The 17733-nt window shown below is 70.2% G+C and carries 17 protein-coding genes and 2 pseudogenes; 6 read left to right on the forward strand and 13 right to left on the reverse strand.

The genetic code is table 11. The features are described from left to right. Positions 1-191: 191 nt before the first annotated feature. The 4 genes from AB0A61_RS18245 to AB0A61_RS18260 form a co-directional block, all read right to left on the reverse strand. A complete protein-coding gene (locus tag AB0A61_RS18245) occupies positions 192-608 on the reverse strand; it encodes a DUF5994 family protein (protein ID WP_361292794.1) in 417 nt (138 codons plus the stop codon). Beyond that, a complete protein-coding gene (locus AB0A61_RS18250) occupies positions 605-1060 on the reverse strand; it encodes an STAS domain-containing protein (RefSeq protein WP_361292796.1) in 456 nt (151 codons plus the stop codon). Before AB0A61_RS18250 ends, AB0A61_RS18245 begins: the two co-directional genes overlap by 4 nt. A gap of 71 nt (positions 1061-1131) precedes the next feature. Next, positions 1132-1626: a DUF5994 family protein gene (locus tag AB0A61_RS18255; RefSeq protein ID WP_361292798.1), complete on the reverse strand. Its 495-nt coding sequence runs from the start codon at positions 1624-1626 to the stop codon at positions 1132-1134. A gap of 134 nt (positions 1627-1760) precedes the next feature. Further along, a complete protein-coding gene (locus AB0A61_RS18260) occupies positions 1761-2066 on the reverse strand; it encodes a hypothetical protein (protein WP_361292800.1) in 306 nt (101 codons plus the stop codon). A gap of 631 nt (positions 2067-2697) precedes the next feature. On the opposite strand from AB0A61_RS18260, the gene AB0A61_RS18265 reads away from it, so the two are divergent. After that, positions 2698-3378 (forward strand): hypothetical protein, encoded by a 681-nt coding sequence (locus AB0A61_RS18265; protein ID WP_361292802.1) that lies wholly within the window; start codon positions 2698-2700, stop codon positions 3376-3378. A 36-nt stretch (positions 3379-3414) separates the two neighbouring features. Here AB0A61_RS18265 and AB0A61_RS18270 read toward each other — a convergent pair whose 3' ends face one another. After that, on the reverse strand, positions 3415-5190 hold the full coding sequence (locus AB0A61_RS18270) for a SpoIIE family protein phosphatase (protein ID WP_361292804.1): 1776 nt from the start codon (positions 5188-5190) through the stop codon (positions 3415-3417). Positions 5191-5587: 397 nt separating this feature from the next. On the opposite strand from AB0A61_RS18270, the gene AB0A61_RS18275 reads away from it, so the two are divergent. After that, positions 5588-6097, forward strand: a complete 510-nt coding sequence (locus AB0A61_RS18275) for an ANTAR domain-containing protein (protein WP_361292806.1) — start codon at positions 5588-5590, stop codon at positions 6095-6097. 182 nt (positions 6098-6279) lie between these two features. Here AB0A61_RS18275 and AB0A61_RS18280 read toward each other — a convergent pair whose 3' ends face one another. Beyond that, positions 6280-7593, reverse strand: coding sequence for a GAF domain-containing SpoIIE family protein phosphatase (locus AB0A61_RS18280; RefSeq protein ID WP_361292808.1), 1314 nt, complete (start codon positions 7591-7593; stop codon positions 6280-6282). Positions 7594-7773: 180 nt separating this feature from the next. Continuing rightward, on the reverse strand, positions 7774-8154 hold the full coding sequence (locus AB0A61_RS18285; RefSeq protein WP_361292810.1) for an SDR family NAD(P)-dependent oxidoreductase: 381 nt from the start codon (positions 8152-8154) through the stop codon (positions 7774-7776). Positions 8155-8325: 171 nt separating this feature from the next. On the opposite strand from AB0A61_RS18285, the pseudogene AB0A61_RS18290 reads away from it, so the two are divergent. Further along, positions 8326-8772, forward strand: a pseudogene (locus AB0A61_RS18290) (DNA starvation/stationary phase protection protein); the annotation flags it as partial. An 805-nt stretch (positions 8773-9577) separates the two neighbouring features. Here the strand turns inward: AB0A61_RS18290 and AB0A61_RS18295 are convergent. The 4 genes and pseudogenes from AB0A61_RS18295 to AB0A61_RS18310 all read right to left on the reverse strand — a co-directional run. Beyond that, a pseudogene (locus tag AB0A61_RS18295) lies at positions 9578-9676 on the reverse strand (3-oxoadipate enol-lactone hydrolase); the annotation flags it as partial. Positions 9677-9708: 32 nt separating this feature from the next. Further along, the gene (locus AB0A61_RS18300) at positions 9709-10194 is read right to left on the reverse strand and encodes a transposase (RefSeq protein ID WP_361292812.1); all 486 of its coding nucleotides are present in this window, start codon (positions 10192-10194) and stop codon (positions 9709-9711) included. 538 nt (positions 10195-10732) lie between these two features. Then, on the reverse strand, positions 10733-10861 hold the full coding sequence (locus tag AB0A61_RS18305; protein ID WP_267911787.1) for a hypothetical protein: 129 nt from the start codon (positions 10859-10861) through the stop codon (positions 10733-10735). Further along, positions 10858-11997 carry a helix-turn-helix domain-containing protein gene (locus AB0A61_RS18310; RefSeq protein WP_361292814.1) on the reverse strand — a complete coding sequence of 380 codons (1140 nt, stop codon included), beginning with the start codon at positions 11995-11997 and terminating at the stop codon, positions 10858-10860. Before AB0A61_RS18310 ends, AB0A61_RS18305 begins: the two co-directional genes overlap by 4 nt. Positions 11998-12084: 87 nt before the next feature. Here AB0A61_RS18310 and AB0A61_RS18315 point away from each other — a divergent pair, with 87 nt between their 5' ends. Beyond that, the gene (locus tag AB0A61_RS18315; protein WP_361292816.1) at positions 12085-13140 is read left to right on the forward strand and encodes a ferredoxin reductase; all 1056 of its coding nucleotides are present in this window, start codon (positions 12085-12087) and stop codon (positions 13138-13140) included. 7 nt (positions 13141-13147) lie between these two features. Next, entirely contained in the window at positions 13148-14266 is a 1119-nt protein-coding gene (locus tag AB0A61_RS18320) for an acyl-CoA desaturase (RefSeq protein ID WP_361292818.1), read from the forward strand. Between the two features lie 437 nt (positions 14267-14703). Here AB0A61_RS18320 and AB0A61_RS18325 read toward each other — a convergent pair whose 3' ends face one another. Further along, positions 14704-15177 carry an ATP-binding protein gene (locus AB0A61_RS18325; protein WP_361292820.1) on the reverse strand — a complete coding sequence of 158 codons (474 nt, stop codon included), beginning with the start codon at positions 15175-15177 and terminating at the stop codon, positions 14704-14706. A 184-nt stretch (positions 15178-15361) separates the two neighbouring features. Between AB0A61_RS18325 and AB0A61_RS18330 the strand changes: the two genes are divergently transcribed. Next, entirely contained in the window at positions 15362-16123 is a 762-nt protein-coding gene (locus AB0A61_RS18330) for a hemolysin III family protein (RefSeq protein WP_361292822.1), read from the forward strand. A 96-nt stretch (positions 16124-16219) separates the two neighbouring features. On the opposite strand, the gene AB0A61_RS18335 is transcribed toward AB0A61_RS18330, so the two are convergent. Further along, positions 16220-16558, reverse strand: coding sequence for a MerR family transcriptional regulator (locus AB0A61_RS18335; protein ID WP_158925729.1), 339 nt, complete (start codon positions 16556-16558; stop codon positions 16220-16222). Between the last annotated feature and the right edge of the window lie 1175 nt (positions 16559-17733).

The following is a 17733-nucleotide window of genomic DNA, read 5'->3' on the forward strand; positions in this document are numbered from 1 at the left end:
ACGATCTCGCCGCCCTGTCTGAACCAGCACAGCCGTAAGCCGCCGTACCCGTCCCAGACTTTGCGCCGCGTCGCGCGCAGGGCTGCGCCGGAAGAAGCCTCGCCCGCAGCCGGCCGGCGTCCACCCACGAAGCGAGCGCATCCTCGCCGGATGTGCCTGCCTGTGCCGCCGGACGGGCCGGACCCACGCACTCAGCTCGCGAAGTGACCCTGCTCCGGCGTCAGTCCCACCGCGGACATGAGCGCGTCCGCGGCCTGCTCGGTGGCCTCCGGTGGCACGACCAGCAGATCCCGGCGCCCATGGGCGGGGGCCATCAGCACGATGGTGCTCGGCGTGCGCACCGTGGCGGTCCTGCGCAGCCGGACGACCTGGTTGCAGACGAGCATGCGGCCCGGGGCCCCCGCCCACCCTGTGCCGTTCACCAGGACACTGACGATCTGGCCCCAGGCGCGGGGCAGGCTGGATAGCAGTGACGGGAGTTCCGCCAGGAGGTCGAAGGTCCGCGGCCACCAGGCCCCGTCGATACGGCGTGGCACGGTGCTCTCGGGCGCGAGGTACAGGCGAAGGAGGGGCGGGGCCGGTGGCGGGCGCCGCAGCTGGTCGCTCATGAGGTGTCCTGTCGGGTGGTTCGGCGCGGCATGTGGACCCCGGCCGGACAGCGCGCCTCGGCGGCGGGCGATGCGCTCGCGGGGAGGCGGCGTGCGGCGTCGGCCGTTCGTCCCTCCCAGGCGTCCTGTGCGTTCGCGTAGGCGGGGAAGCGGTCGAGCAGGCCGGTATGGCGGAAGACCAGGTCGGTCGTGTGGCTGTCGTACACGATGCGTACCCAGCCGCGCCGGGCGCGGCAGTCGGACCACGCCTCGCACAGCGCGGACAGGACGCTGGAGTCGGAGAAGGTCACCTCGCTCAGGTCCACGATCAGGAAGAGCCGTCCGGGCGGGGCCGCTCGGGCCTCGGTCAGGGCGCGGACCAGTGGGGCCGCTGATTGCGTGTCCAGTTCGCCGTACGTGCGGACGATGCGGCACTCCTCGAAGAGCGCAGAAGTGTCATTCAGAGTGGGCAACGGCTCACGCGAGGATGGTGGTCGAGGCCGGCCGGTCGTCCCTGCCGCGGGCTCCCAAGGGGGCCCGTGCCTCATTCCGCCTCCCCGGCCGCGCCCACCGGGCGACCCGCATCGGCGAGCGCCAGCATGCTCGCGGCGGTCAGTGGGTTCTCCGGGTCGGCAGCGGCGGCCAGTAGCCGGACGGCTGTTCCGGCGGGCTCCTCGGGCGGGACGACCAGGAGCACCCAGCGTCCCACGGCGCCGCAGTCCAGGGTGATGACGTGCGCGTCGCTTCCGGGTCCGGTCGGTTCCACGGCGATCACCCGGCCCGGGGCCATGACTGTGTGCGGGGCGCCGGGCCACCCGGCGGGGTCCACGGTGACCCGTATCACGGCCCCCGGCTCCGGCTCCAACAAGTCGACTAGCGAGGGAAGTTCGAGCTCCAGCGCGTCGCAGCGCGGCCACCAGGCCCCGTCCAGCGGACCGTGGCTGACGTCCGGGGTGAGGGTCAGGCGGGGCAGGGGCATGCGGTACGTGTGCGCGCCGGCACCGGAGACGCCTCCGGCCGACGTACTGCTGGGTTCCATGGTCCGGTCCCGTCCCGGGAGCCGCAGGACGACTGCCCGTTTCGTCCCTCGCCGGGAACGGCACCGCCGGAAGCGCTGCGCGGAAAGCTCTCGGTACGATCAGGCTACACCTGGGCCCAGGAGAAGCGCGCGGGTCAGCCGTCCGGCTCCGTCTTCTCTGCCCTGCCGTGTTCCCCCTGTTCTTCCTCCAGCTCCTCCATCAGGCGGATGCCCTCATGTGTCAGCGAGACGGCCGCGGGGGTCCGGTGCGAGGTCCAGTCCACGCTGATCAGTCCCTCGTCGGCCAGATAAGAGCAGGCGGCGGAGAGGTCCTCGTCGGGCAGGCACAGCTCGGCGCGGAGTACCGAACCGCTGACCTCGGGGCGATTGCGTTCGACGGCCCCGTAGAGGGATCGCAGGACCGCCTCCCGGTTGTTCTTGCGTTCGCGGAGTCTCGTCATGGCTGTCGTTCTCCGAGGTCACGGCCACGGGGGACGGACACGCCGGCGGATCCTCGTGGCCTCGCGGATCCGGGTCATACCTCGTCGGCGTGAGCGTGCGCGTGCTCTGTCGAATTGCTGGTCGCGAGCCGGAGCGTGCGGGTTCCGCGGCGTGCGCGGTGTCGAGGGCGACATGGAGCCGGGTCGCGACCGGCGGGCAGCTGCTCCATACGGACCTCCTGACAGGCGACGGGTGCGAAACGTGCACCAACGACGATTCGGGTCGCTGCCCGACGCAGCCGGCGACGGTGTGGGGGCCTGCGTCGCGTTTCCACGGCAGCCTCCTCTGCAGGGTATGCCGGGTACGGGTGGCCCTGCGTCGGATGACCGGCCGGGCGGCCGGCCGCCTGCCGGTCCCCCGGCCGAGCCCGGTGACCACGCGAGCCGGCCTGGGCCGGAGGAGAGCGCCCGTACGCGGACGGTCGGCGCCGTTCCTGGTGTCGGCGACCGCCGGGCCCGCCGGGGCGGGCCCGGCCGGGAGTACGGTGGACACACCGAGGGCACGCCGCGCACCGCCTCAGGCACCGGTGCCGTTCTCGGGGATCGACGACGCCGGGGCGGCCATCGCCCGCGCCCGGGGGCAGGGTTGGCAATGACCGCGCAGGTGCTCCCCCCGACGACCCTGGCCCTCCCCGCTCTCCGGCCCGCACGGGGCAGGCCGCGTACCCGCGAACAGGGCCCGCCGCAGAGGGAGCGCACGTCCTCGCCCCAGATTGCAGATCGGATCCATCGGCTGACGCGTGGTCAGGTCGCGGACCGTCTGCAGGAGCTGGGCGACCTGTACGCGGAAACCTCCGGTGGTGACCCGTGGGCGTGGAACCAGGCACGTGGCCCCTTCCTGGGCCATCTCACGGCCGACACACGACGGCCGGGGTTCTCGCTGCTGATCGCCGAGACCACCGCCCTGACCGGTTACGCCTATGGCTTCCCCACAGGCGGCTCGGGTCCATGGTGGGCGGGCTTCGACGGGCACGTCCGGGGAGGTCTGCTCCGCCGCGCCGCCTCCGGGCGGCTCTTCGTCGTCTCCGGGCTCGTCGTCCCGCCTCGCGTGCGCCGGGAGTACCGGGACCACGTCTGGAACCTCGCCCGGCGCCTGCAGCGGCGACTGCTCGCCGACCACGGCGCCGCGCTCGGCGTCGCACTGGTGGACGTCCGGGACGGCAGGACCGTCGAGACCATGCGGTCCTGGGGCTGGCAGTACGCCGGAGACGACGGCCTTCAGTCCGTGTCGCCCGGTCCGTTCCGCATTCTGGCGCTTGCTCCGGGGACGTGAACAGCCGCCCCGGTCATGGGTCACGCCTCGGCCCGGTCAGGGCACGGGCAGGCGCAGGGCGAGAAGGGCGACGTCGTCCGTGCTGCCCAGGGGCGTCCGGGCCGCCAGCTGGTCGCACAAGATGTCCAGAGGTTCGTGGGCGAGGGCGAGAGCGTGGCGACGCAGTCGGCTGAGCCCTCTGGTCAAGTCGCTGCCGGGGACTTCGATCAGGCCGTCGGTGTAGAGCAGGAGCGTGGACCGCGGCGGCAGCGCGTGGGCGGCACTCGGGCGCGGATCGCCGGCGCACGGGTCGGTTCCGAGGATGAGTCCCTGCCCGGCTTCGAGGTACTGCGCGCTCCCGTCGGGGGTCAGCAGCAGGGGCGGCGGGTGCCCCGCACTGGTCCAGTGCAGCGTCCAGGGGCCGGTGTCCGGACCTTCCACCCGGGCGAGGACGAGGGTGGCCATCCGCACGATGGTGATGGCGTGCATGGCGTCGTCGAGGCGGTCCACGACGGCACCGGTCGGCTCGGCATGGTCCCAGGCGAGGGAGCGCAGGATGCCGTGCAGCTGCGCCATGCCGGCCGCGGCGGTCAGATCGTGCCCGACGACGTCGCCGATGACGAGGGCGAGCGTGCCGTCCCTCAGCGCGAAGGCGTCGTACCAGTCACCACCGACCTGGGAGCCGGGCGGAGCGGGCTGGTACCGGGCGGCCAGCTGGAACCGGCCGTGCGCGGGCAGCGGGGGAAGGAGGTTGCGCTGCATGGCCTCGGCGACCGCGCGCTGCCGGCCGAACCGGCGCGCGTTGTCGATGACCAGACCGACCCGGCGGCCGATGTCGCCGGCCACGTCGAGATCGCCGGTGTCGAAGGGCCGGGCCGGGTCGGTGCGCACCAGCGTCAGGGCACCGGTGACCTGCCGTCTACTGCCGAGCGGCACCGTGATGGCGGATGCCGCGCCGATCGCTCCGAGGAAGGCGTCGTGCACGCTGGCCAGCGGGGAGTCGGGCGGTGCGTCCAGGTCCACCCGCTCTTGAAGCACGGGAGCGCCTTCGTTCAGTACCTGGACCAGGGGCGAGTGGGTCGCCTCCCCGACCGGGGGCAGATGACCGCGCCAGTCCTCCTGCCCGGCTGCACGGCCCTCCGGCCCGGTCACGGCCACTCGGTGCACCTGACGGGAGCCGACCCGCAGGTCCACCGCGGCCCAGTCGGCGAGGCGGGGGACAAGGACGCGGCTCAACCGGGTGAGGGCCTCGTCCACATCCAAGGTCTGACCGAGCACGTCGGTGATCTCCGCGACGAGTGTCAATCGCTCGGCGAGACTCTCCAGAGCGCTCCTGTGAGCGGCTCGTTCCGCCCGTTCCACCCGTTCCGACTGCTCGGCGCGTTCCGCTCGTTCCCTACCGGCACGGCGGTCCGCCGCGGTCTCGACGATCAGCACGACCATGCCCAGGCAGACGCCGGACACGCCGTCCGCCAGGGGGGTGGCCGACCAGGAGATCGGGACCAGCCGCCCGTCACCACGCAGGCATCTGTCGTCGTCCCCGCGTGCCGCACGCCTCTCGGCCAGTGCCCGCAGCAGCGGACAGCGCTCCCGCGGGATGAGGGCACCTCCTGGGTCGCGATGGCACAGGTCGTGCAGATCCCGCCCGTACACCGACCCTGCTGCGCGCTGCAGAAGCCGCTCGGCGGCCTGGTTGACAGCGACGATCCGCCCGGCCGGATCGATCACGGCAAGGGCCGTGCCCAGCTGCTCGACCACCTGCTGCCACAGAGCCGGCTCCCCCGCGGACAGCCGCCGCTCGTGCTCTGCGCCGGACTTCAGGCCCTCCGCCACGTCGCCGCCGTCCTTTCCGCACGGACCCACCGCGGTGCGCGGCCCCCGGGCCGGCGGGTCACAGAGACGTCGGCACCCCGATGGGTTCCTCTTCGAGTACCCCGCACCCGCGAGTAGGTCGCCGCCCTCGCCCGACCGGCTTCGTCAGCCCGTGGAAGGCGAAGCGCTCGACCGCAATCGTGCACGGGTGCCCGCCGAGATGAGAAGTCTGCGGCCGGCCTCCCACGCGGGGTCGCCCTCTCGAACGCCCACCCAACATCCAGACGGAACTGGCCGTCACCACAGCCAGCCCCATGGATACGCTGCTGAACGCAGCCCACCTCCGGGTCCCCCCACCCGAGTCCCCCACACCCGAATGCCCTGCCGCGATGTGCGACAGGCGCTCGATCGTATGGTCGTGAGCCGTGATCCGCTCCCGCTGAGTGAGGTCCACGCCACCGGCCGCTGCGCGCCGTGGCACGGGATGCACGGAGACAGCATCCGGGGTAATAGTCGAATTGTCGTCCTCGCAATTCCGTACGGCATCGTCGACCCGGGCGGGAGACCCGCGGTCTGGGATGTGATCATGATGGAAAAGTCTCTGAACGGCACCCCGATGCGGCTCGAGGGGCACTTGGTTCCGGGACGGACACCGCTCCTGAACAAGATCAGCGATTTGCAGACGGAAATCAGTCAGCTGCAGGAGGCCGTCGTCTCCCACACCGCGGTCGACCAGGCGACCGGCGTGGTCATCACCCTCGGTGGCCTGCATCCCGAGCAGGGATTCCAAGTGTTGCGAGAGGTCTCACAGCGCACCAATACGAAACTGCGGCAGGTATCCGAACTGATCGTGGACTGGGTGCACGGCGAACAGCTGCCGGACGAGATCCGCACCGCTCTGAGCAAGGCACTGGCCAGGGCACGGTGATCTGAACGCAGCACAGCTCTGCCGCCCGCGTTCTGAGCCGGACGGCAGGGCGGGCGGACGAATGGAATGCCAGCTCACTTCCGAACCCGCACGCGACACGACCTCCGCCCAACGAGTCCCCGAACCTACCTGGCCAAAACGTCCCACCCCAGACTTACATCGCGTACGGCGAGCATCCGGCCTCAGGGCGAGACGCCCTCATCCGACTGCGGCAGTCGCAGGGCGAGCAGGGCGATGTCGTCGTGGGCCCCTGCCACGAGTCCGTTCATCAGCTCGTCGCTCAGCTCGTCGATGTCCTGGTCGACCAGGGCGGCAGCGTGCTGCCGGAGCCGGGTCATGCCGTGATCCATGGATTCGCCGCGCCGTTCGATCAGACCGTCCGTGTACAACAGCAGGGTGCTGCCCTCGGGCAGGGGCAGGCAGGCACTGGGCCGTTCGGCGTGCGGGTCGACGCCCAGCAGCAGGCCGTGTGCTTCCCAGAGGTAGGTGGTGTCGCCGTCCGCGGTGACCAGCAGGGGTGGTGGATGTCCGGCACTCGCCCACTCCAGCTGGTACGGCCCTCCCTCCTGGCCCTTGAGCAGTGCGTACACGCAGGTGGCGGTGCGGTGGCTGTAGAGGGCGTCGACTGCGAGGTCCAAGCGGCGCAGGATCATGCCGGGGGGCTCCCGGCGGTCGCAGGCGATGCCACGCAGCATGTTCCGGATCTGGCTCATGGTCACGGCGGCATGCAGATCGTGGCCGGTGACGTCGCCGATGATCAGAGTGGTGTCACCGCTTTCCGGCAGGACGAAGCTGTCGTACCAGTCACCGCCGATCTGCGCGGTGGCGAGCGCCGGGGAGTAGCGGGCGGTGATGCGCAGACCCGGTACGACGGGCAGGTCCGGCAGCAGGGAGCGCTGGAGGCGCACGGCGACAGCCTGGGTCTCGGCGTAGAGCCTGGCCTTGTCGAGGGCCAGCGCGATGCGGTGGGTCAGGTCCTCGACCAGCGCCAGGTCCGCCTCACCCCACGGCGGGTGTCCCTCGCCCCGGACCAGGGTCAGCGCACCCAGCACTCGCCGACGTGCCCGCAAGGGGGCCACGATCACGGAGTCTCCCCCGAGTCGGGCGAACGGTTGCATGGTTGCCGTGTGCAGCGGATCGGATGCCTCCTGCGCGGTCGGCAGCCGCCCGGCCGACAACAGCAGAGGGCCGGCGCCGCGAAGCACCCGGGACAGCGGGCCTGTCGCCGTCTCCGGCACCGGCGGCAACGGTCCCGTCAGGCCGGTCAGGGCCGCGTCGGGGTCACGGTGTGAGACACAGACCCGCTCGACGGCGCCGTCCTCGTCCATCAGATCGGCCGCGGCCCAGTCGGCCAGTCCCGGCACCAGCACGCGGCACACCCGCCTGAGCCCCTCGACCGCGTTCAGCGTGCTCGACAGCGCTGCCGCGCTCCGGGTGGCGAACGCCAGCTGGTCGAGCGCCGCTCGCAGCGCCGCGGCCGCGTCATCCTCGTCCATGGCGACCACCTACCCGCCTGGGGGCTCTACGGCCGCTTCCGTCCTGGGAAACCACTCCTCGGGCAGTGCGCTGAAGCCGTGCACGGCAGAAGGGCCCAGGCAGGTAGTTACCGGGGTCCTACCGAGCCTCGTGGCTTGTCTGTCGGGCACCCTCTGGACGCCTCCCGGCCCCGTTGCGGTTCAGGTCTCGGGTCTGACCGACGTCCAGTCGGCACGGCCATCCGCCCCCAGGGCTTCGACATCGGCACCGAGCTCGTCGGTCGATCCCTCCCGCAGTCCGTGCCGGGTGATGCGGCCGACCACGAACGTGAGTTGAGGAAGGAAGGCCCGGGCGGTGTTCGCAGCCCCGACCAGGTTGACGTCGGCGACGCGTCGCCTCAGCTCGGCATCGGTGCGGCTGAAAGGCCCGCCTACAGCGATGCCGGCGTCGGCCACCACGACACCGGCCGCTCCGAGCCGCTCCTCGACCTGCCGCGCGGCCCGGTCGAGCGCGGCCTGATCGGTCACGTCCGCCTCGATGCAGACGGTCATGGTGGCCAGCGACGCCGCCACCTGGGACACGTCTACTTCTCACGACCGAGCAGGGCGATCCGCATGGCCTCCGCGGCCAGGCGCCGTACCAGTGCCTCGCCCCCGCCGCGCGCCGCCTCCGTGGCCATAGCGAGCCCGACCCCGCAGCGGGCTGCCGCGCAGGGCCGTAGGCGAGCGGCTGCCGACTGTACGCATGCGAACCTCAAGCACGTGCACTGGAACGTGGTCGGGCCGCACTTCGTCGACGTCCACGAGATGATCGGCCCGCAGGTCGACCGGGTCAGAGAGATGGCCGACGACGTGGCGGAACGCATCGCCGCGCTGGGCGGCGTCGCGCAGGGGACGCCGGGCGCACTCGTCACCGAGCGCACGTGGGACGACTACTCCCTCGGCCGGGCCGACGACATCGCCCACCTCGGCGCGCTCGACCTCGTCTACACGGGAGTGACCGAAGCGGTCCGCGCCGCGATCAAGGAGGCGGGTGACATCGACACCGCCACCGAGGACCTGCTCATCGAGCAGCTGCGGGACCTGGAGCAGTTCCAGTGGTTCGTCCGGGCGCACCTGGAGAGCGCCTGTGGCACCCTCGCCACCGGCCAGGCCCGGACAGAAGAGGAGGCCGCGGCCAAGGGAGCCGAGCTGGGGTGAAGCGGGGTCACTTCCCCGTCGCCCGACGTCGGCGGGTACGCCGGGCAGGGGTCGTACCGGTCCTGCTCGTTCACCTTCCGACCCGACGGCTCACCGCGTAGCCGGCCCCGGACCGCGCGGACGGTCACAGCCGTGACGACGCCTGGTCGCGTAGCCCCCGTTGGAGACACACCCGGCCGGCCCGCTACCAGCAACGCACCATCCCGACCGGCGGTCGACGCAGCGTGCCCCCAAGACACGCCGGTCACAGACGCCCCCTGGACAGCTCGAAGAACGCCACGATGCCCGCACGCCCGACAGCCGGAGCACCGTGACGGGGCTGTCGGGCGTGGCAGCGGGCAACCGCAGCACGATACCCGGGCCGCCCACACGCTGCGGCACTGCCTCCCCGCTGTCCCGGAGAACCGGGTCGGCCTCCCGCGGGCAGGCGGAAGTCGACGATCTCCGTTACTGCTGGGAGAGGATGCACCCCTCGCACGGACGAGTGAGTGGGTGCGTCTGCAAATCAAGCACCCGGGAGAGCCACAGGCACACGGACCGCACGAGGCACCGACCGCAGCGTGCGAGCCATCGCGCTCGATCCCACGGAAAAGCCGCATCGAAGTGCTCCGGTGCGGCTTCGCCGTCTCACGCAGCCGCGCAGAGCTCCCGCCAGGGACGGACCTCGGTGGGGCTTCGCCGTATCACCCGCGTATCACACAACCATCACCAACTGGCCAGACCCTCCCGGATCAAGTGGCTCTGACCTGCAATTCTGTGCCCGCGCTGGACTGGCGTAGACACCCCTGGACGGTCTCTACAACCTGTGCCATGTTGTCCCGAGCGACGGTCCCAAGATCAGGACCGGGGCGTCTTCTGGCCCGTCAAAGCGGTATTGCAGGGTGTTCGACGGTGTCTCACTCACGCCCCAGACCCTCTCACGTCTCACGACTGCCCCTATGACGGGGGTTGCGACTGCACAGGTGTGACCAGGTGGAAGACCTCCCGGGCCGCATAGCGTTTGAGGCAGCGGACGATTTCGCGCCGGGTCTTGCCCTCCTTGATCCGGCGCTCGTAGTAGTCCTGAGTGCGCGGATCGACCCGCAGACGGGTGAACACGATGCGGTGGAGCGCCGCGTTGGCCTGCCGGTCGCCGCCGCGGTTGAGGCGACGGAACTGCCTGCGTCCCGAGGAGCGCTCGACAGGGCTGACACCGCACAGCGCGGCGAACGACGCCTCGCTGTCCAGCCGTTCCGGGTTGTCTCCCACCGTGATCAGCAACGTGACCGCCGTGTCCGGGCCGATCCCCACCACGTCGAGCAGCTGCGGAGCATGGCATTCCACGAGCCGGGCAAGACGAGTCTCCACGTCCCGGACCTGTTCGGAGAGCTGGCCGATGCGGTGAGCCAGCCAACCCAACGTGATCCGAGTGGCCTGCAGCACCGACTCCTCGCCGGCCTCCTCGCGACTGCTCGCGTCGGCGAACCGCGCATGGAAATCTTCAACAAGGCGCAGTCCTGATGGACCGCTGGATCACGAGCGGCCGCCAGCGGCCTCGCCCCGCCCGTCCGCTTCGCCGCTGGCCTGCTGGACGGCCTCGACGCGGTGCACGCCGCCGTGACTCTGCCCTACAGCTCGGACGTCGCCGAGGGCAGAATCACGAACCTCAAAGGCTGTGTTGCTCAATCCGTCCTGACGCGGGGACCGCTGATGTGCGAGGTCGCCTTTCCCGATTCTTAACGTACTGATCGTGAGACTGCGGGCACGAGAGGCGCTGACGATTCAGATGCTCAGGCATAAAGAGTGAGGGGTGGCCAGCGCGGCTGATCGAACCGGCTCCAGCCTTCGCCAACACCCTGCTCGACGCGACCGGCGTCCTTCTCGGCCAACTCCCGCTCAGTCGCGACCGGGTGTGGCTGGTCGTGCGAGACGCGGGCCTGACGGATCGGCAGGTGGGCGACTTGTGGTGGAACGCTCCCTGTCAGCCGACCTGCTGCACCTTGATCGCGTCGCTCACCCGAACCGTCCCGGCTGCAAGGACGTCCAGGTAGACACCGAGCACGATGCCGGGATCCGCCGGGAGTTCGTGGACGGTCGAAGTACGCGTCAACTGGCCCGAAGACCGACCGCCAGCGTCAGTTCAAGGACCCGGTGTGGCGATGCGAGATCCGGAAACAGCTCCCGCAGCTGCGACATCCGGTACCGGACTGTCTGGGGATGGACGAACAACGCCGCCGCCACCTCGTCCCGCCTGCCCTGGTGCAGCAGCCACGCCCGCAACGTCTCCTCCAGCCGCCGTGCGGTCGCGACAGGCAAGGTGTGCAACGGTGCGAGGGCTCGGGCACGCAGGTCTGCGTACGCGTCCACGTCGGCGCTCAGCACCAGCTCGGGCAGGTGGTCCTCGGTGTCGCGGATATCAGAGGAGAGGGAGCGCGCGCGTAGGGCTCGTGCGTACGAGGCGGACGCACGAGTCCATGGCCGGGCCGGGCCGACCACTGCGGTGCGGTCGGTCAGCTGCCGCAAGAGATGTGATCGGTCGGCATCGGGGACGAGCAGCACACCTGTGGCGTCCGGCAGATCGTCGAGGACGAGGGTGCTCGGGTCGAGCGCGCGGTAGGCAGGCCGGGCCTGGGCGGCGGGCAGCAGGACCGTCGTCAGCGAATCCGGAGGCTGCCACCCGGCCCGTTGAGCAGAGGCCAGCAACACGTCCGGGCTCGCGCCGGCGAGGAGGTCGCGGGCCAGGTGTTCCAGGTGGCGCTCGTGGGCCCTGCCCCGGGCGGCCAGTTCGTCGGCGTGGCCCGCGGCGCTCGCGGCGGAGAGCTCGTCAATGTAGGCGAAGGTCAGCTCGGCGAACTTGGCGACCTCGGCGGCGGGCAGACCTGCGGACACGGCGCCCGCTGCCAGGCATCGCCAGGCCACGCGGGCGCCGACGCGGTAGGCGCTGAGCAGGGCGTCCATCGAACGGCCGTCGCGCACCTCGCCGCGGCCCAGCTCGTAGGCCGCGTCACCGCCGTCGCCGCCCGTGGCGTTCCCGCTCGCGAGGTCCAGGTAGTGCCCCAGAGCGGTGCGAACGGCTCGGCGGATGGTGCCGCCCATGTGGCCCGAAAGGGCGTTGGCGTAGGAAGGGACCTCGTCGATGATCGCCTGGACGACCTCGTCGGCGGTGGTCTTCAGCGCGGCCCGAAGTGCGGTGACCGTCGTCTCATCCAGGGCCAGTTCGCTGGCCCTCCGGATTGCATGGCTCACGTCTTTGTTTCCTGCGAACAATTCCACCCACCAGATTCACGTCCTACGGTCAGGACTTTACGCCCTGAGACGCAGCAAGCTGGAGTCATGACGAGTGCAGCCCTCCGCAGCAGGGCGTGGAAACTGCTGGAGATGGTCACGACGCCGCTGCTGCCGTCGGACTACCTCGACCTGGTCAGCCCACTGCGTGCGGGCGCTGACCTGCGTGGGCGCATCGAGGCCGTGCACCCCGAGACGGGTGACGCCGCGACTGTCGTGATCAGGCCGGGACGGGGCTGGCGCGGCCACACAGCCGGTCAGTACGTGCGGATCGGGGTCGACGTCGACGGGGTGCGCCTGTGGCGTGCCTACTCCATCACCTCGCCGACGAACCGCCAGGACGGCCGCGTCACGATCACCGTGAAGGCGATCCCGGACGGCAAGGTCAGCAACCACCTGGTCCGCAGGGCGAAACCGGGCACGCTGATCCAGCTCGACCAGGCGACCGGTGACTTCGTGCTGCCGCCGGCCAAGCCCGCCAAGGTGCTCTACCTGACGGCCGGCAGCGGCATCACGCCTGTGATGGGCATGCTGCGCGACATCGAGTTCGACGACGTCGTCATGGTCCACTGCGCGCCACGGGCGCAGGACGTGATCTTCCGAAACGAACTGCACGATCTGGTCGCGGACGAGAAGCTGCGGCTCATCGAGGTGCACACCGACACGGACGGCATGCTCGACATCGCCCGTCTCGACGAACTCGTGCCCGACTGGGCCGAGCGCGAGACCTGGGCTTGCGGGCCCGCGGGCCTGCTCGACGCCGCCGAAGAGCACTGGAGCGGGCACGGCGTCCAAGTGCGCCTGCACACCGAACGCTTCCGCCCCGGCATCGTCGTCGCCGGCGACGGAGGCGAGGTCACGTTCAGCGCCACCGGCAAGACCGTCGACGCGGACGGCGCCACGCCGTTGCTGGACATCGGCGAGGAGGCCGGCGTGCTCATGCCCTCCGGGTGCCGTATGGGCATCTGCTTCGGCTGCATCACGCCGCTCAAGGCGGGCGCCGTCCGCGACCTGCGTACCGGCGAGATCACCGAGGCCGAGCCGGGCGTCCTCATCCAGACCTGCGTGTCCGCCGCAGCGGGCCCCTGCGACATCGAACGGTAGGAGCACCTTGACCGCCATCGACCCCACCGCCCACCTGACCGCGGAGCAGATCGAGGACCTCGGCCGCGAGCTGGACGCGATCCGCGACGAGGTGATCGCCGGCCGCGGGGAGAAAGACGCCGCCTACATCCGTAAGGTCATCTCGGCGCAGCGCAAGCTCGAGCTGGTCAGCAGGGGCGTGCTGCTGTTCTCGATCTTCCCGCCCGCGTGGCTGCTCGGCACCGCCGGTCTGTCCGTGGCGAAGATCATGGACAACATGGAGATCGGCCACAACATCCTGCACGGCCAGTGGGACTGGATGCGAGACCCGAAGATCCACTCCACCACCTGGGAGTGGGATCACGTTTCGCCGGCCGACCAGTGGAAGCACTCGCACAACGAGCTGCATCACACGTACACCAACGTGATCGGCAAGGACAACGACCTCGGCTACGGCATCATGCGCGTCGACGAGGACCAGAAGTGGCACCCGTTCCACCTCGGCCAGCCGCTGTGGAACCTCATCAACGCCTGCTTCTTCGAGTACGGCATCGCAGCTTACGACCTGGAGCTCGGCAAGAACCTGAACAAGCGCCGCCGCAAGAACCCGGAGTTCCGCGCGCGGGCCAAGGCCGTGGGCCGCAAGATCCGCAAGCAGGTGCTCAAGGACTACGTGATCCATCCGCTGCTGTCGGGCCCGTCGTTCCTCCCCACGCTCGCCGCCACGTTCACCGCGAACCTGGTCCGCAACATCTGGTCCCACTCGGTGATCATGTGCGGGCACTTCCCCGAGGGCGTGCAGGTCTTCGAGCGCCGGTCGATCAAGGGCGAGACACGCGGCCAGTGGTACCTGCGCCAGATGATGGGCTCGGCGAACATCAGCGGCAGCAGGGCCATGCACTTCATGACGGGCAACCTGTCGCACCAGATCGAGCACCACCTGTTCCCGGACCTGCCGAGCAACCGGTACGCCGAGGTCGCGGTGAAGGTGCGCGCGCTGTTCGAGAAGTACGAGCTGGAGTACGTCACCGGACCGCTGCCCAAACAGGTGTTCTCCGCGTGGCGCAAGGTCTTCCGGCTCTCGCTGCCGAACAAGAAGCCCGAGGTCAAGACGCCGGACCGTGAGCAGGAGCTCGTCGCCGCCTGATTGTTGCAAGCGCCTGGCTCACGAACCCGAGGTCAGGCGCCCTTGTCCGCAGGCTCCAGAATCGCCACGCACGCCACGTGATGCGTCATCGGAAACACGTCACAAGGTGTGTGGACGGGAGGAGAATCTGCAAGTCACATGGGGTTTTCCTGCCTTGGGCGCGGGCTGTGAGGCGGCCGGAGCGTCAAATGAGCGTCATGTCTGACGGTGGCTGGCCCGCTTCCTTGAACGACGGCGGGAGGCTCGCCGCAGCAGGGGGGCCGCCGCGGCGGTCGTTGGAGGAGGCTGCTCAGCGGGCGGCCGACGGCCTGGAGGGCCTTGGTTGGCGGGATCGGCCACCGGCCCGGCGGTGGACTCTCCATGAGGCTGCCGAGCGGGCCGCCGACTACCTGGAGGGCCGGTAGACACCTGCGCCAGGTTCCGGCGCCCAGGGGCGGTCACAGCAGGCGGCCGGCCGGATTTCCGCCGGGGTCGTCGGCCAGCACGATGGCGGCCCTGACTCGCTTGCCCACCGGCTCGCGGCGCACCTCGAAGCTCTGGCACACGGCCATGATGATCTCCAGGCCGTGCTGCCCGACCCGGCCCGGGTCTGCGGGGCAGGCCGCGGGCAGTGTCGGGTCGGTGTCCCAGACGCTGACCTGGACGGCGCCTTCGCTGACCTCCAGGTCCAGCAGGCAGGGGCCGGGCGCGTACGTGTAGGCGTTGGTGACCAGCTCGCTGACGGCCAGCTGCACGGTGCCCATCGCGCGGTCGCAGACCAGGATGCCGTGTACTGCCTGTACGTCGGTCAGGAAGCGGCGGGCCGCGCTGCGGGCCTCGGCGATCGGTTCGCTGCCCTCGAAGGCGCGGGCCGACAGTATCGGGCGGCGGGCCAGCGCCTGGTCCTCGATTTCGTGCACCACTGGGCCCACACCGCCACCCTCATCCTGAGCAACCCGGTTAAGGCGCACGAATACCCCCGAAACGGCATGGCACGCATCCGCACCACCGGCCCCCCGCCCGGCGTGACTCTCCTGTGGCGGCCACCGCAGGCCGAGTTGGTGGCGAGACCGACCTCGACGGACGCTGCCACGGGCAGGCTCTTAGCATGATCGGATGGTTGCCAATGATGCCCAGAAGAACGGGACAGGACGGGAAGTTGTGTCTGGGGACGCCGTAGCCGGTCTCCACGGCGGATCACATCATGGCAATGCCGGGGAGGAGTTTCACCCGGTTGCCGACCTGGTCGAGCCGGTCAAGCCGAAGCTGCGTGGCTGGCTCCATGCCACGATGGTCCCTGCCTCGGTGAGCGCCGGCATCGTCCTCGTCTGCCTGGCTCGGACCCAGCAGGCGGCCCTGGCCTGCACCGTGTACTCCGTCACCGCCTGGCTGCTGTTCGGCACGAGCGCCGTCTACCACCTCGGTACCTGGGGGCCGATGGGCGAGGCCGTCCTGCGTCGCCTCGATCACGCCAACATCTTCCTGATCACCGCCGGGACCAGCACCCCTCTGGCCGTGCTCCTCCTCCCTCCCGATCGGCGAAACCTGCTGCTGTGGATCGTATGGACGGGCGCGCTGACCGGTATCGCCTTCCGCGTGCTGTGGGTCAACGCTTCCCGCTGGCTGTACACCCCCTGCTACCTGGCCCTGGGATGGGCACCGGTGCGTTACCTGCCTGACTTCCTGCACACCGGCGGTGCGGCCGTGGTCACCCTGACAGTGACCGGCGGTCTCCTCTACAGCGCAGGCGCGGTGGTCTACGCCGTCCAACGCCCCGACCCCTCGCCCCGCTGGTTCGGCTTCCACGAGGTGTTCCACGCCTTGACCGTGGCGGCCTTCACCGCGCACTACATCGCCATCTCCCTCGCCGTCTACTGACGGGGCAGCCGTTCGGACACGAGCACCATCTCTGCGCGCCGCAGCCCGGCCACGCGTGGGTGTGACAGCCCGCCGATACCGGCGGGCCCGCTCACCTCAGGCTGCGGCCGATGGACTGGACGATCCGCCGGTGCGGCGGTATTCGGCGTTGATGCGCTGGGCTTCTTCGAGCTGGTCTTCGAGGATGATGATCCGGCATGCGGCCTCGATCGGGGTGCCCTGGTCGACGAGCTCACGCGCGCGGGCCGCGATGCGCAGTTGGTAGCGGGAGTAGCGGCGGTGTCCGCCCTCGGAGCGCAGTGGTGTGATCAGCCGCGCTTCGCCGATGGCGCGGAGAAAGCCGGGAGTGGTACCGAGCAACTCGGCGGCCCGGCCCATCGTGTAGGCGGGGTAGTCGTCGTCGTCGAGACGGCTTAGCGACTCGTCTGCTGTCATCTCACCTCTCTGCGGAACGCGTGGAGGGGCCTTGGTGCCGTTTGGCACCAAGGCCCCGAAGGAACTGCAACACCATCTGCCGGCCCTAGTGCTGCGCCGGCCTTCTGTTTCCGCCCGGTCGCCTGATACTCCGGCGGGGGTGCGGGGATCGCGGATGCGTGACCGGAGACCACCTACCTATCGATGTCCTGCGGTACCCGGGCTCGCGTCTTCCGCCCGGGCGATCCTGATGGTGCTCGACTCCTCCGTTCTTCCCTCGGAACCAATCACTTGCAAACAGGGACTGCGTACTACTGGTACTGCAACCGCGTCAACTGCGGTCCTGCTCGCGGCGGCCCCTCATCACTTCGGGCCACCCGGTCCGGTCGTCAGTCCCGTCGCCGTCGTACAACAAGCTGGCTTCGGAACTCCACCACCGCACCGTCATACGTGGACTGCTACCCGGCAGTTCGCGTCTGCCGGGCCTTGCTCGATCTCGGCTGCGAAAGAAACCATAATCACGGAGACATCGAATGTCTACTCCAGCAAGCATAGATTTGCTGCGGCTCGACGATGAGGTCTCCCGCTGAGCCGACCTGCGAATACTGGGGGCTGTCCGCAGCGCAGGTCCGACGCACGGACGAGACCCAGAGCCGCCCGCGGGGCTTCCCGTGGCGGCGCCGACCGGCGCGGCGCGTCGACCGCGATTCTCAGCCCCCTCCGGCGAGCACGGTGGCTCGGGTGGGTTGGCGGGCGGGGCGCAGGGTCGGGTAGGCAAGGGCCGGGCATGAACGATCCGCAGACGAGGGCGACCCTGATGAACACAATGTCCGTCAACGCCACAGCTGCCCCGTTCCACGCGGCCCTTGCCGACGCACGCGATACCGCACAAGCGTTCATCGAAGACCTGCGGCAGCCGAACGGCAGCAGACCAATGCCTCGAAGCACGCCCCTGGCTCGCAGCCGCCGCACATGCGCACCCCCGGGCCCTGTAGTGCGGCACCAGGGGAGCCGTATGCGCCCGTCTCGCCCGGTTGCGCCATCGTCCAAGCCGCCCGGGCGGGCCGGTGCATAGAATCCGACCCCATGCCGAAGCTTGACGAGCTGCTCGTTGCGATAGCTGCCCTTGTGGAGTCCGGGCAGAGCAATCAGATGTCCCTGACCGTGGTCACCAGTGGTGCTGTCATCACCGGTCG

Source organism: Streptomyces sp. NPDC046197, from assembly GCF_040646295.1.
GTDB lineage: Bacteria > Actinomycetota > Actinomycetes > Streptomycetales > Streptomycetaceae > Streptomyces.